Raw genomic sequence first — 13,508 nt, forward strand, 5'->3', positions numbered from 1 at the left:
GCTCGCCACCCCTGATCAGGTCACGGTTCCGCCCGCCCACGTCGCACTCGACGCTCACTGTATCGGGGCCGCGCCCAGCGAGGCCGGTACCGCTCGCGGCGCTGGAGGTGGTCTGACCCCCCCCACCCTTGCCGGATGTAACCACGAGAATCTTGGCCAAGGTGTTTCACCCCTAAGGAAGAAGGACTTTTTAGCCCCTGAAAAACATCTCTTGAAAACTACTGCAGTCGGACAGCCTTGGCTGGAATTCGGCTTTTGGCCTTTTTCCTACTTCGTTTGAGCCGTTTTCGCTACGTTTTAGAGATGCTTGGAAAATGCGGCAGTATCCGTTAAAGCCGAATGATGTTCAACACGTCGCCCGACAGGCTGACCTGGACGCCCGAGCCCCACATTGGATCGCGACGCAGGTCTTCGGAAACCTTGTAGTGGCCGGCGATGGAGATCAGTTCAGCGCTCAATTGCTGACAGAAAATCCGTGCCTTGGTGTCACCTTTGACGCCAGCCAGCGCACGACCGCGCATTGGGCCGTATACATGGATGTTGCCATCGGCCAGAAGTTCCGCCCCCGGACTGACGGAGGACACTACTACCAAATCGCCACCCTCGGCATATATCTGTTGGCCACCACGCACTGGCGTAGTGATGACGCGGGTCGGTTTGATGGTCGGCTCCGGCGGTTTTTCCGGTTTCTTTTTGACTTCGGCTTCAGTGGGTTCCAGCGGCCTTTCACGGGCGCCGGACGGCGGCAGTACCGGAATGTCGATGGCGATGGCAGCGGCGATGTCTTCGATGCGGCTGGCGCGAATCGCCAGGGTGCGCAGGCCATGCTGACGGCATACGCGCATCAGCCCCGGCAGATCGACCGCGCCTTCGCTCGGCGGCAGCTTGTCCAGTGCCAGAACCAGCGGTGCATTGCTGAAAAAATTCGGCGCCTGGGCGACTTTGGCGGCCAACTGCCGATCGAGGTTCTCGAGGTCGTTACGGGCCAGTTCCAGCACAGTGATGGCCAGCATGCTGCCCTTGAGCTGAAATACGGGATCTTGGTCTAACGGTTCGGTTTGGCTCATGTCGGCATACAACGGCTTGTCACTAAAAGTGCCGAGACTTATAACGAGAACGCCGACGAGCCGCAAGCCGGGTCGAACGATGTAGAATGCGCGGCCACTGTATTTACGGAAGCTTTAATGGATCGCCCGCGTTTTCGAACAGCATTTCTTTCTCCACGCTTCTGGCCGCTCTGGTGCGGTCTGGCGCTTTTGTGGCTGATCGTGCAATTGCCGTATCCGGCATTGCTGACCATCGGTCGAGTTCTGGGCGCGTTGATGTATCGCGTGGCGGGCGACCGGCGGCGTATCGCCAAGCGCAATCTTGAACTGTGCTTCCCGGAAAAATCCGCCGCCGAACGCAAGCGTCTGCTCAAGGAAAACTTCGCCTCCACCGGCATCGCCTTTTTTGAGATGGCGATGAGCTGGTGGTGGTCTCGTGAACGGCTGGCGAAACTGGCCCACGTCGAAGGCCTTGAGCATTTGCAAAAGGCTCATCGTGAGGGCAAGGGCGCGATCCTGATGGCCGCGCATTTCACCACGCTGGAAATCGGCGCGGCCTTGCTCGGCCAGCAGCACACCATCGATGGCATGTACCGCGAACACAAAAACCCGTTGTTCGACTTCGTTCAGCGTCGGGGCCGCGAGCGGCACAACCTCGATTCACTGGCGGTGGAGCGCGAGGACGTGCGCGGCATGCTCAAGCTGCTGCGCTCGGGTCGGGCGATCTGGTACGCACCGGATCAGGACTACGGTGCCAAACAGAGTATTTTTGTGCCGCTGTTCGGCATTCAAGCCGCGACCGTGACCGCGACCAGCAAATTTGCTCGATTGGGCAAAGCGCTGGTGGTGCCGTTCACGCAGGAACGTCTGGCGGACGGCAGCGGTTATCGGTTGGTGATCCACCCGCCACTCGAAGACTTCCCCGGCGAGACTGAAGAAGCCGACTGTATTCGTATCAACCAGTGGGTCGAGAGTGCGTTGCGTGCCTGCCCCGAGCAATATCTGTGGGCGCATCGTCGCTTCAAGAGCCGCCCACCGGGCGAGCCGAAGTTGTACGCCAAACGCGGTTGACCCCATTTCTTTAAACACCATGGAGCGTTGCGATGAGCCCAGCTGAACCGGTCACAGGTTTGATTCTTTCCGGCGGCGGGGCTCGGGCGGCGTATCAGGTGGGCGTGCTGGCGGCGATTGCCGAATTGCTGCCGTTGGGCGCTGACAATCCGTTTCCGGTGATCGTCGGCACCTCGGCCGGGGCGATCAACGCCGTCAGCCTGGCCAGCGGCGCCACCGATTTTCGTGCCGCTATCGAACGCCTGACGCTGTTCTGGCAAGGCTTTCGCAGCCATCGCGTGTTGCGCAGTGACTGGCCTGGCGTGATTCGTCAGGCCAGTCGTTTCGTCAGCCACAGTTTGCTCGGCATGGGGCGGCACCTGCCGGTGGCTTTGCTCAACAGTTCGCCACTGCGCGAGCTGCTCAATGAAAAGCTGCACATGCCTGGCATTGCCGAGTCCATCGCTCGCAAGCAATTGCATGCTGTTGCAGTCACTGCGTTCGGCTACGAGTCGGGGCAGGCGGTGACGTTCTATCAGGGCGGCGGCGCCATTGATGCTTGGTTACGGCATCGACGGATCGGTGTGCCGACGCAGTTGTCGGTGGACCACTTGCTCGCGAGTTCGGCCATCCCCTTGTTGTTCGCACCGGTGAAAATCGGCGAAGAGTATTTCGGTGATGGCGCGGTACGGCAGTCCGCGCCGATCAGCCCGGCGCTGCACCTGGGGGCGAGTCGGGTGCTGGTGGTCGGCGTCAGCGGAAACCCGCGCGGTGTCGACCCGCAGCAGCCGCTGGAACGCGCTTACACGGGGCTGCAACCGACGCTGGCACAGATCGGCGGCCACATGCTCAACAGCACGTTCATCGACAGCCTGGAAAGCGATATCGAGTTGCTTGAACGCTTGAACCAGTTCAGCCATCTGATGCCCGATGGCACGCCAAAGCGTGCCTTGGGCGTGGCGCCCGTGGAGGTGCTGGTGATTTCCCCCAGTCAGCCGATCGATGAGATCGCGGCGCGGCATCGGCAGGAGTTACCCGCGGCGTTACGCCTGTTCTTGCGCGGCCCGGGTGCGACCAAGACCAGCGGGGCGGGGGTAATGAGTTATCTGCTGTTCGAGGCGGGGTATTGCAGCGAGTTGATTGATCTGGGGCGGCGCGATGCGTTGGCCAAGCGCGAGGCGTTGTGCCGTTTTCTCGGGTTGCCCGTTTAACAACCAACGTTCACAGCCGTCGACAGTCGGGTAGGCAGATGAAGCCGTCCCGGGCGTTGAATCACCAGGACGGCTGACCGTCGATTTTACTCAGCCAGATGGATCAACTCTCTCGAACAATATAGAACAGCGTTTGTTGGTCCGAGACTTTCTGCATGCCGCCTGCCAGATAGACAACCTTGTTGTAATCAAGCATCCGTTGCCATTTCGACGTTTCCAAACGGGCCCTGAGTTTCGGATCATTTATTTCAGCAGCAGGACCGACTGTTCGAAGTAACTCTCCACCAATCGCCGGGAAGGGGAATCTCAATACGAATACGGTATCCAGGTCTTTGCGTTCGAAGAGCAAAGCGTCCTCCCTGAACATGCGACTGGTGCGATCTACCTCATAACCGTTACTTTCGAGAAGGTTGCTGAATATGGAGCGCAAGCTGGAGTCCTGCGAGATCAGGAATCGGCTGGCATCGAAATCGAGTCGGCTGAAGGGCTCGGCAGACGGCGATGGCAATAAAAGCTTGTGGCCTGGCAGATTGTTGCCGGGGGATGGCAGCAGGGCGCGCAACATCAGCAGCGGGTCGGCCAGCTCCGGTCTTCGTGCTCGGACGGTGGACCTGTTTTGCCAGTGATAAAGCGTGTCGAACAGAATGGTCAACCCATCGCCGTTGATGGTTTCAGACTGGTTCGCCTGATTGAACACGGCTTTGGCGATGGCGTTCGACGAATCACTCGACAAATACCGCATGGATTTGCCGACGTACTCGTTCAGCGAGACAGCAAACGGGTTTTGCTCCAGCACAGCCCATGCGCCAGCGGATTTGATGACCCACTTTGGTTGCAGTGATGGATCGGTTTTCAACATCTGCTCGAAGGCGTCGTAACGGCCGGGCGTGAAGAGGGGGTTCTGCAGGTACACAAGAACGGTATCGTCCTGAATCCGTTGCGGCACGATCACGTAGTGCAGGCCGTCTATTTCTATCGAGTCACTGCCCTCGGGTTTGCTGGATTTGCCCCAGCTTTTCCAGACTCCGGCGGTGGGTTGCGTGCCCGTTAAGCGCGCCGTCGATGGCCCGACAAGTGGTGATTGATCAGCGTCTGTCAAACGTTGGCGTTTGCTTGATCCCGGCAGTTGATCGTCGTTCGTTTTTATCCGCCAGCGTTTGGTTCCGGCAATAGGCTCAACCCGCGCGCCCAGCACGTTGCGGTCATGAGCAGCGGCTTGCTGATAACCGCCCTCCGAGTGTTTGCGTACCAGGAAAGTCGTCCCATCCTCCATGTCCACGTAGGATGCCCGGCGTTTGGTGTCGTAACGAATACCGTCCGGGCTCTCTTGCGCGCTGCTCAGACTGGCGGCCTGCCTGGGGGAAAGGGGCGTTGGCGATCCTCCTGCTGTCTCGACGTTCGCCACAACATGCATGGCCGCAGAGGACGCTTCGGGGCGCCAGTAAGGCTGTCCTTCTACCTGCTTGATGAGTGGGCCCTGTTCGCCCAGTTGCTCTGGCCAATGCAAGCGGTAGCGGCCATCGGCTTGGCGTTCGGCGCGAAAATAGCCTTCGTTGGCGACGTGGGCGTAGGTATTGCCCTCTGGACTTTCGAACAGCCCACTTTCGCCGCCGAGGGGGCGTAACTGGTCGATATTGTCAGCCGGCCAGGTAATTGCCTCCATGTTGGCTTGCAGCAACTCGGCCGAGGGGGACGGGTCGCTCACAATGACTGCTGGCGCAAGTTCGTTTGGGATTTGTGGGGTGTCTCGGGCATGAGATTCAAGTACATGACCCACTGATGTTGTCGGGTCGGAGCCGGCGATATGAGGAAGGTGGCCCACAGCCTCGTGAGGGAGCGTTTTCGGACTTGTCAGGTGTGTGTCGGTTGCAGGGGAGGAGGAGATTTTTTTCGGTGGTTTGGCCATATCGGATTTCTCTTCAACATGAGAGCTAAAGCGTTGTTGGAGAACGACGCAAGTGAACGCAGAGTCGACAGTCATCTCTTTTTGACAATCAACCGTTCGGACTCTGCGAGGGGGCATATGCTGGATAATCCGACGCCGTCTTGTGCGGTATATATGTATCGCGATCAAGGCAGTAAACGTTTCTTTCGTGTTTTTTAACGGCCTCGAATCCAGCGCTGCGTTTATCAAGTTGAAATAGCAGCGGATTATCTATGCGACGGGTACTTGCGAAAGTTGATCTGAAACCGATAGAACCGGAGCGGTTGGTTTATGATCGCATCGAGCGGAAATCACCAGATCTGACCTGTTAATGGTGCTGGCTGTCGAAGGTCTGCTAAACCAGTGGCGTCCTGGAAAGCTGTAGAACACACGTTTGTCCGGGTGGTTGTACAACTGGGCATGAAGGACTGGAAGTTCATGGTCTCCAAGCAATGCTTGACTGTCGGGCAGCGTGGCGGGGTAAGCCGGTGGCTCGACAAAATAACGAGCATCAATGCCGGAGACTGCAATTTGGTCGAAGGAAAGATCGACTGTCCGGATGATGCCTTCTTCGGTCGTCACGTACACCCTGTCGATAATGTCCGCACTGTCTTCATAGACGGGCAGATGAACAGTGCAACTTCCGATGTACAGTTTGTTGTTGGTCAGTTTTATCTCAATAGTGCCCAGCGCTGTAGCATCGATATACCAGGTGGAAGAGTGCGACAATCTCACACGGGCGCTGGCGAGACCGCCTGGCGTCGAAATCTTGATGGTCATGTTGGCTACCAGATGAAGGAAGTACGTACCGCCTTCACCTTCCAGGCTCTCCATCGCCGTTTGCGCGGGATGAGATGAAAATTTGGCGCAGGCCCTCCCTGAGCTCAGTTTATAAGGTTCGTTTTCAGGAAGTTCAAACGGGTATTTGCCTCGTCGGTACCGCAGCGGCAACTGAATGAGATGTTTCCAGCGCATGAATTCAGATGTTTTATAGTCCGAAGGTTCTTCTGTTGTGGTGAGTCCGGCATTGGCCATCAGGCCGTCGTTGAAAATAAACAAGTATTGTTGGTTGGGGTGTTCGCGCATGTGTTGCAAGGCGAACCCCATGTCTGCCGACAGTTTGAAGCTCGAAAAATTTCGAAGTGTTAGTGTTTTTTTATCGAGTGTATAGATCAAGTCACATTGAATATCGATCTCGCTTTCTTGACTCACAAAGGCACCGTAGGATACTTCTACTTTTGTCAGTTCGGTGCTCGCGTAATCCAGATAAAGCTTGATGGCTTCTTTGGGGCGTTTTACCGAGCGGAAGATGATGTTTTTATCGGTGCGTGGGAGGTAATAACCGGTGAATCTCTGGTGCTCGATAAAGCAATCGGGGGTGTAAAGAATAGTCGGTTCTATGGGGCTTCCTTGGCGGGTGATCACCGCTTTGACGTATTCGCGTTTAGAGTAGGTTATCGTTTCAGGGAGATCCGGGGTCAGGTGATAGCCGTCCTTGGTAACGAATGTCAGTGTCTTGTTTTTTAACTGACGTTTATTCGCTACTTCTTCATAAACGTCGTGTATGACTACACGGGTTTTCGGCGAATCGTCCATATCAAAATTCAACGTGACCCACAGAGAGTTATCGGCTCTCACCTCGAAACCATCTATCAGGTCCTTTCGGCAGCCCAGTTCAATAATGCTGTTCTCTTTACCGTCTTCGGTGATGGATAGTTGCCCGGGAACATGGGCAACGAAATATTCATCTGCGCCGGCATCACCCCAGGCTTCTGCACCCGAGGCCAGCAGTTGGATGATGTCGTTTCCTGCCCCCGCTCTGACGATGTCGGCGCCATGGGCCTTGATGACGTTGCGCTCCGGGGTTCCGGTCACGGTGCTGGACGCATGCGCTACGGTTTCGACATTTTCGATGCTCTCGACAACGCCGAGCGGGATACGGTTGTTCCCGCTTTCTGTAGCTGAGTCTGCAGTGATCGCATGGACCGTACCGGCCGGCAAGTCGACGTCATATCCGGCCTGTGGCTGCTTCTGGTGATGGTTTTTCAAATCAATCCTGCCCAGGATCAACGAGTCGTCGCCTGCCCCGCCCTTCAACGTCCAGCGATCAGAAAGTTCTAGAGTTGCCTGATGATTGATTTTTGCGCCCTGGAAGACGAAGAAGTCATCCTTCTCGCCGCCTGTCAGTTGTTTGTTTCCAGCGCCGTAGTAGAAAGCGTTCGGCTTCTTTTCTACCCCTTCAATGGAGTCATCACCACCGCCAATGAACCACAGGATGCTCTTTTCTGCTCCTGCTATACCCAGTTCAGCACCGGGCGTTTCGGCTGTCACCCCGTTTCGGCCGTCAATGATGTCGTTGCCGTCCTTTATTTTTGGCTTCATGACGGTATGCCGTTCCCACTTTCTGGTTAACCAGTGATGACGGCCTTCCAGGGTTGGTTCCAGTTCCACGTCGAAACTACCGTTAACGACGGCTTCGGTGGTGTCCTTCAATTGGACGTCGAGCAATGCCCTGGCCGTTTGCTTCAATTGTTTTGCGTGGTCGATCTTGGCTTTGGCGCTGAGAAAACGATTATGGACATCTTCGTCCGGATCCATGAAGCAGAATGCAAACCAGCCTGTGCGCCAGCGTTCTTCGACAGTGAGTTCGATGTAGTCATCGATGTCATCAACTATCCGTACAGCGGCATAGACCTGTGAGCCGAAAGCCATCAATGCTCCGGCAGCAAGGCCCACGGGACCTGCGGCCGAGAAACCGGCCATGGCTGCAGAGCCAAGGATGATCGTCATCGCGCCGCTGGCGACACTCAGGCCACCACTGACATAGAGATCCATCGCTGCCTTGCCAGTGGCATTTTCCGCTGCGATGAATGATCTGACGGCCGTGGTAATGTCGAACGGCAGGGTCAGTGCTCCTCCGACCAAACCACCGGAGCGGCTCAATCTGATTGCGGTACGAGTCTTGGCAAAATCCTTGAAGGCATTCTGGCCAGCCTTGAGCATTCTCGTGGCTTCTTGAGTAATTGTTACGTCGGTGATGATAGAGCCAACTTCTGCGAGAAGGCCGGCACCGTTGATTTTAAGTTCAGTAGAATCGTGGGCTTTGTACGCGTGGTACAAACCGCGAATTCCCATGAATATTCCGAATGCTTGAATGCCGACGCTAGAACCGAGCGTGAAATTGCTCAACGCCTTCGATATCCAATGAGGCGGATTTTTCGGTAAGTTGGCGTGCCGTAGATCCAGTTTGTGTGCTGAATTCAATAGCTTCTCTAATTTACTGCGAAGTTTTCCTGCGTCATCAGTACGGTCGGTGTCCTCTCTGATCAATCGCGCAGAAGTGATCGGTCGCCGACTGGCCATTTCGAACAGCAGATCTGGCAACAAGTAACTGTCCCGGCCGGTTGCCGATTTCATAATGCTTTCTATATCGTTCAAACTGAACTGTAACGAGTTGATGAAAGATCGCTTCGGTACGCGGAAGAATGTGTTTGTTCCATTTAAAGGCTGGCCGTCAATACGTGCGCCCAATACTGCGAGGGATACTCGTGTTACGGATATAGGGCCGATTTCAATTGGGCCAAAGATACGGTCGTTTATTTTAAGTTGGCTTGTTTTTTCGCTGCTTTGCGCATTTTTCCCGTTAGCTGTCTCACTGTTCAGATCAAGAGTCGAATCAGCGTGTTGATTGGGGCCCAAAGGTTCCAGTTCGGTTATGATAACCGCATCATGATGTATCGAGGCGTCTTGGAAGGGGGTGGCCATTTGAATATCCTTATTCGAGTGGTCTTTATTTTGAGCATCGGGTGGCATGTTAGTGTTGGGTTTTTACTTCTGTATATCTTTGGTTTGTTGCCATGTATTGCACATGCGCAGAAGTTATTGTTGATGTTTTAGTTTGCCATTTTCAGGTTCGAGTGGGTGCAACCGGCCTTGACATTATTAAACCGGTTTTAGGGCCGGTCTGGTTTTGTTTGAACGCTGTATTGTCTTGGCGGGTATCATCGCGGGCGAACTCCCACAGGTTTTGTGAACGGCACGGATCACTGTGGGAGCTTGTTCGCGAAGGCGCCCCTGAGGACGCCGCGGGATCAGAAGTGGAACTTCACCAGGAAGCTGGTCACGTTCTGATTGGTGGTGAACGCACGGGTGTCGTCAATCCCGTACTTGTCTTTCCAGTAGTCGTACTCGACACCCACATACAACTGCTTCTCGCCGAAATTCAGCGCCTTGCCCAAGTCATATTTGACCTGAGGGTTGAAGTGCAGGTTGGCGTGGTATTCGCCACGGTGGTTGACATCGTTGTCGACCACCCAGTCCATGAAACCGTCGATCAGAATATTCGAATCGCCGACCGGGATGGTGTAAGACCAGACCGGCGTGATCTGCCAGACGTTGTCGCCCGGACGCGAACCTTCGGTGTGGCGCTGGTAGAAGTTCAACTGAAAGTAGTCGAAGCCCGGGATCGCCAGGTCAAAGCCAGGACCGATCAGATACGACTCGACGTCGCCTTCACCGAATTCATAAGTCATTGCCAACAGCACGTCTTTGACCGGGCCGAACTCGATTTTCTGGTCGAGAATCTTGCCAAGCGACAGGCGCGGGCTGAATTCGCCATAGTAGGTGTTGTTGCCGACACCGCCGTCTGGTTTGCCGTTATAGAAGATCTTGTCGACGAACAGGAAGTTGTCCCCATACTTCCAGCCGTCGGCGTGCTCGAAGGTCACGGTCTGCTGAATGGCAGGGTTGACCTTGAAGTCCTTGCCGTAGAGGTAGGTCAGGCTGTTGTTCTGCCATTGCAGCAGACCATCGGCCATGGCCTGGCCCCCGGCCAGCATGGATCCCGCGAGTATCAGGCTGGTGCACATACGTTTCATTCGGTTGCTCCCAAAGTAGGTGTTCCACGTTTATTTTTTTAAGATCGGCGCTCTGGTGTGGCGCCTTTTTTCTTCGTTGCAAAAGTCATCCAAACGGTCAGCTTTCATGCTGTTAGCAAAAGCTGAGCCAAGGCTTTCAAAAAGCAAAAAAACGCCCTCTCGTCTGCTGAAAAACAGTCGATTGAGTGTGTTTTCGGGATGCCTCGGCACTGACCGGGGCCGGGATAAGTTGGCTTTTGGGTCAGAAATTAAATCCGGGCTTTTTTTTAGACCGAATTCAAGAGGCCGCGGAGAATACTGACTCCTCGGCCAGCTCTCAAGTGCCCCGCAACAGAGCACTGGCAACAGGTATGGGGCACGGTTGCGGGTCATCTTAAAAGTGCACCTTCGCCGTACTCGTAGGTCATCGCCAGCAGGAACTCGATCTTCTGGCCGAAGTTCTTGCCGTACAAGTCGCTCAGGCTGTTGGTCTGCCACCGCCGTAAATCGCCGGCCATGGCTTGGGAGGCGGCGAGCAGGTCGCCACTCAATAGCGAGTTCGATTGCGTGCGAATCATCGGGTGCTCCCTCTTGTTTTTATTGTTTGAGGCGGGGGTGCTGTTAGTGCTGGTGTGCGTGGCAGTCGTTGATCACTGCGCGCTCTTTGCCGCCGAGGATGTTGAACAACAAGTTCAGCGTCAGTGCGCTGAGGGTTGCCATGGCGATACCGCTATGGGTGATCGGACTCATCCACATCGGCAGATGTGCGAAGAACTCCGGACGGACCACCGGGATCAGCCCCATGCCGATGCTCACCGCCACCAGCAACTGATTGCGACGGTCACCGATGTCGGCTTCTTGCAGAATCTTGATGCCGGTCGCCGCGACCATGCCGAACATCGCAATTGCCGCACCGCCGAGCACGGCCGGTGGAATCGACGCCACGAGGAACGCCGCTTTGGGCAGCAGGCTGAGAACGATCAGCAAGCCACCCGCAACGATCGTCACCGAGCGGCAGCGCACGCCCGTCATCTGTACCAGGCCGATGTTCTGCGCAAAGGAGGAGTGGGTGAAGGTGTTGAAGAACCCGGCGAAAAACGACGCCGCCGCGTCACACATCAAACCGCGACGCAGCATGCGCGGGCAGACGTCCTGGTCGGTGATCTTGCCCAGTGCCAAAAACATTCCGGTGGACTCGACGAAGATGATCACCACGACCAGGCACATCGAAAGGATCGGCGCGAGTTCGAATTTCGGCATGCCGAAATGCAGCGGGGTGACGAACTGAACCCATGGCGCGTTGGCCATGCCGCTCAGGTCGACCATGCCGATGGCGCCGCACAACACGTAGCCGAAGCACATGCCGATCAACACGGAAATATTCACCCAGAAGCCACGCATGAAACGGTGGATCAGCAAAATGGTGCCCAGCACCAGTGCGGCGATGGCCAGATAAATCGGTGAACCGAATTGCGCAGCAGCGGCACCGCCACCGGCCCAATTCACGGCCACGGGAAACAACGACAAACCGATCGAGGTGATGACCGTGCCGGTCACCAGCGGCGGGAAGAAGCGTACGACCTTGGACATGAACGGCGCGATGATCATGCCGAAGAATCCAGCGGCGATGGTTGCACCGAAGATCCCTTGCAGACCGATACCGGGCATGCCAGCCATGGCGACCATGCTGCCGACAGCGGCAAAACTGGCGCCCATCATCACGGGCATGCGGATGCCCATCGGGCCGATGCCGAGCGACTGCACGATGGTGGCGATGCCAGCGACCAGCAGGTCGGCGTTGATCAGGAAGGCGATTTCTTCACGACTCAGGCCAGCGGCCTGTCCGATGATCAGCGGCACCGCGATGGCGCCACCGTACATCAGCAGAACGTGTTGCAAACCGACCAGGATCAGTTGCAAAAAGGGCAAACGCTGAATGGCGGGTGCGTCGGGGATGCGCGCTTTGGACAGCTCGGACATGCAACACCTCGGATCTTTTTTATTCTTGTGATTGAACAGCTGTCGGGTTGCTCACAGCTGTTTCTTTGCATCAGGTAAACCTGTGGGAGCGGGCTTGCTCGCGAAGGGGCCATACCATTCAACATCACGTTGACTGCCCCGACGCTTTCGCGAGCAAGCCAGCTCCCACAGGGCTAAAGGGTGTCCTGGTGGGAACGAGCCTGCTCGCGAAATTTTAAGGGCTTAGTTGGTCTGGGCTCCCTGCGCGATCCATGCACCGATCAGGTCACGTTCCTGCTGGGTCATCTGTGTGATGTTGCCCAGTGGCATGATCTGTGTGGTGATGGCTTGCGCTTGGATCCGCGCCGCGTTCTGGCGGATCTGCTCGGGGGTGTCGAACATCACACCCGCTGGCGCTGCGCTGAACAACGGGCTGGTTGGTTTGGCCGAATGGCAGACCGCGCAACGTTCCTGGATCACGTTGTGCACCTTGTCGAACGCAGGACCTGCGTTGGACGCTTGCGCCGGTGCAGCAGGGGCAGCCGGAGCTGCAGGTGCCGCCGCTTCAGCCGGTTTCGCGCCACCACCCAGCGCCGTTTCCGGCAGCGGCTGGTATTCGATTTTCGCAGGCGCCTTGGCCACGTCCGGGCTGGTCATCGGTGCAGGGCCGGTGACGTAAGCCAGGCTGATCATGCCCACCGCTGCCACCGGCAGTGTCCAGGCAAACTTGTGGCTGTCGTGACGGGTGTTGAAGTAGTGACGCACCAACACTGCCAACACGGCGATCCCGGCCAGGATCAACCAGTTGTACTGGCTGCCATAAGTGCTCGGGAAGTGGTTGCTGATCATGATGAACAGCACCGGCAGGGTGAAGTAGTTGTTGTGACGCGAACGCAGCAAGCCTTTGGCGGGCAGCGCCGGGTCCGGGGTGCGGTTCTCGGCAATCGCGGCGACCAGTGCGCGCTGCGCCGGCATGATGATACGGAACACGTTACCGACCATGATGGTGCCGATGATCGCGCCGACGTGCAGGTAAGCACCACGACCGCTGAATACTTTGCTGAAGCCATACGCCGCGCCGATGATCAGCACGAACAGAATGAAACCGAGCAGAGCAGGGCGTTTGCCCAGGGCCGAGTCGCACAGGAAGGAGTAGATGAACCAGCCCAGGAACAGCGAGCCAATACCGATGGCCACGCCTTCAGGGCCGCTCAGCGTGCTGCCCGGAGCCAGCAGATAGAGCGTCGGGTTGGAGTAGAACACCACGCACAGCAGCGCGATACCCGACATCCAGGTGAAGTAGGCTTCCCATTTGAACCAGTGCAGGTTTTCCGGCATTGCCGGTGGGGCCAGTTTGTATTTTTCCAGGTGATAGATACCGCCGCCGTGGATCGCCCACAGGTCACCGGCCAGACCGGTTTTCGGGTTGACGCGGTTGAGGTTGTTCTCCAGCCAGACGAAG

9 protein-coding genes and 1 pseudogene are annotated in these 13,508 nt (G+C 56.6%); 2 read left to right on the forward strand and 8 right to left on the reverse strand.

Annotation, left to right across the window (positions count from 1 at the left end; genetic code table 11):
- Positions 1-160: pseudogene (locus ACIOWA_RS25925) on the reverse strand (septum site-determining protein MinD); the annotation flags it as partial.
- Positions 161-329: 169 nt separating this feature from the next.
- Complete coding sequence (gene minC, locus ACIOWA_RS25930; protein WP_339433954.1) at positions 330-1,067, reverse strand: septum site-determining protein MinC; 738 nt, start codon at positions 1,065-1,067, stop codon at positions 330-332.
- Between the two features lie 117 nt (positions 1,068-1,184).
- Between minC and ACIOWA_RS25935 the strand changes: the two genes are divergently transcribed.
- Together ACIOWA_RS25935 and ACIOWA_RS25940 are read left to right on the forward strand one after the other, a co-directional pair.
- Positions 1,185-2,117 (forward strand): lipid A biosynthesis lauroyl acyltransferase, encoded by a 933-nt coding sequence (locus ACIOWA_RS25935; protein ID WP_339433955.1) that lies wholly within the window; start codon positions 1,185-1,187, stop codon positions 2,115-2,117.
- 32 nt (positions 2,118-2,149) lie between these two features.
- A complete protein-coding gene (locus ACIOWA_RS25940; protein ID WP_339433956.1) occupies positions 2,150-3,307 on the forward strand; it encodes a patatin-like phospholipase family protein in 1,158 nt (385 codons plus the stop codon).
- A 103-nt stretch (positions 3,308-3,410) separates the two neighbouring features.
- Here the strand turns inward: ACIOWA_RS25940 and ACIOWA_RS25945 are convergent, their stop codons facing one another.
- The 6 genes from ACIOWA_RS25945 to ACIOWA_RS25970 all read right to left on the reverse strand — a co-directional run.
- Positions 3,411-5,213, reverse strand: a complete 1,803-nt coding sequence (locus ACIOWA_RS25945; protein ID WP_401162620.1) for a hypothetical protein — start codon at positions 5,211-5,213, stop codon at positions 3,411-3,413.
- Positions 5,214-5,462: 249 nt separating this feature from the next.
- A complete protein-coding gene (locus ACIOWA_RS25950) occupies positions 5,463-8,996 on the reverse strand; it encodes a calcium-binding protein (protein ID WP_401162622.1) in 3,534 nt (1,177 codons plus the stop codon).
- A gap of 326 nt (positions 8,997-9,322) precedes the next feature.
- Entirely contained in the window at positions 9,323-10,108 is a 786-nt protein-coding gene (locus tag ACIOWA_RS25955) for an outer membrane protein OmpK (protein WP_339433959.1), read from the reverse strand.
- A gap of 368 nt (positions 10,109-10,476) precedes the next feature.
- The gene (locus ACIOWA_RS25960; RefSeq protein ID WP_401162624.1) at positions 10,477-10,665 is read right to left on the reverse strand and encodes a hypothetical protein; all 189 of its coding nucleotides are present in this window, start codon (positions 10,663-10,665) and stop codon (positions 10,477-10,479) included.
- A gap of 43 nt (positions 10,666-10,708) precedes the next feature.
- Positions 10,709-12,067, reverse strand: a complete 1,359-nt coding sequence (locus ACIOWA_RS25965; protein WP_339433960.1) for a nucleobase:cation symporter-2 family protein — start codon at positions 12,065-12,067, stop codon at positions 10,709-10,711.
- A gap of 222 nt (positions 12,068-12,289) precedes the next feature.
- Positions 12,290-13,508 (reverse strand): urate hydroxylase PuuD (locus ACIOWA_RS25970; protein WP_401162627.1); only part of this gene is annotated, 1,219 nt, incomplete at its 5' end.

This window comes from Pseudomonas sp. NPDC087614, from assembly GCF_044743485.1.
Taxonomy (GTDB): Bacteria; Pseudomonadota; Gammaproteobacteria; order Pseudomonadales; family Pseudomonadaceae; genus Aquipseudomonas; species Aquipseudomonas baetica_A.

Bases quoted from the DNA above. Each gene is read 5' to 3' on its own strand.
- ACIOWA_RS25965 (WP_339433960.1), bottom strand. From the start codon at position 12,067: ATGTCCGAGCTGTCCAAAGCGCGCATCCCCGACGCACCCGCCATTCAG.
- minC (WP_339433954.1), bottom strand. From the start codon at position 1,067: ATGAGCCAAACCGAACCGTTAGACCAAGATCCCGTATTTCAGCTCAAG.
- ACIOWA_RS25935 (WP_339433955.1), top strand. From the start codon at position 1,185: ATGGATCGCCCGCGTTTTCGAACAGCATTTCTTTCTCCACGCTTCTGG.
- ACIOWA_RS25945 (WP_401162620.1), bottom strand. From the start codon at position 5,213: ATGGCCAAACCACCGAAAAAAATCTCCTCCTCCCCTGCAACCGACACA.
- ACIOWA_RS25940 (WP_339433956.1), top strand. From the start codon at position 2,150: ATGAGCCCAGCTGAACCGGTCACAGGTTTGATTCTTTCCGGCGGCGGG.
- ACIOWA_RS25950 (WP_401162622.1), bottom strand. From the start codon at position 8,996: ATGGCCACCCCCTTCCAAGACGCCTCGATACATCATGATGCGGTTATC.
- ACIOWA_RS25960 (WP_401162624.1), bottom strand. From the start codon at position 10,665: ATGATTCGCACGCAATCGAACTCGCTATTGAGTGGCGACCTGCTCGCC.
- ACIOWA_RS25955 (WP_339433959.1), bottom strand. From the start codon at position 10,108: ATGAAACGTATGTGCACCAGCCTGATACTCGCGGGATCCATGCTGGCC.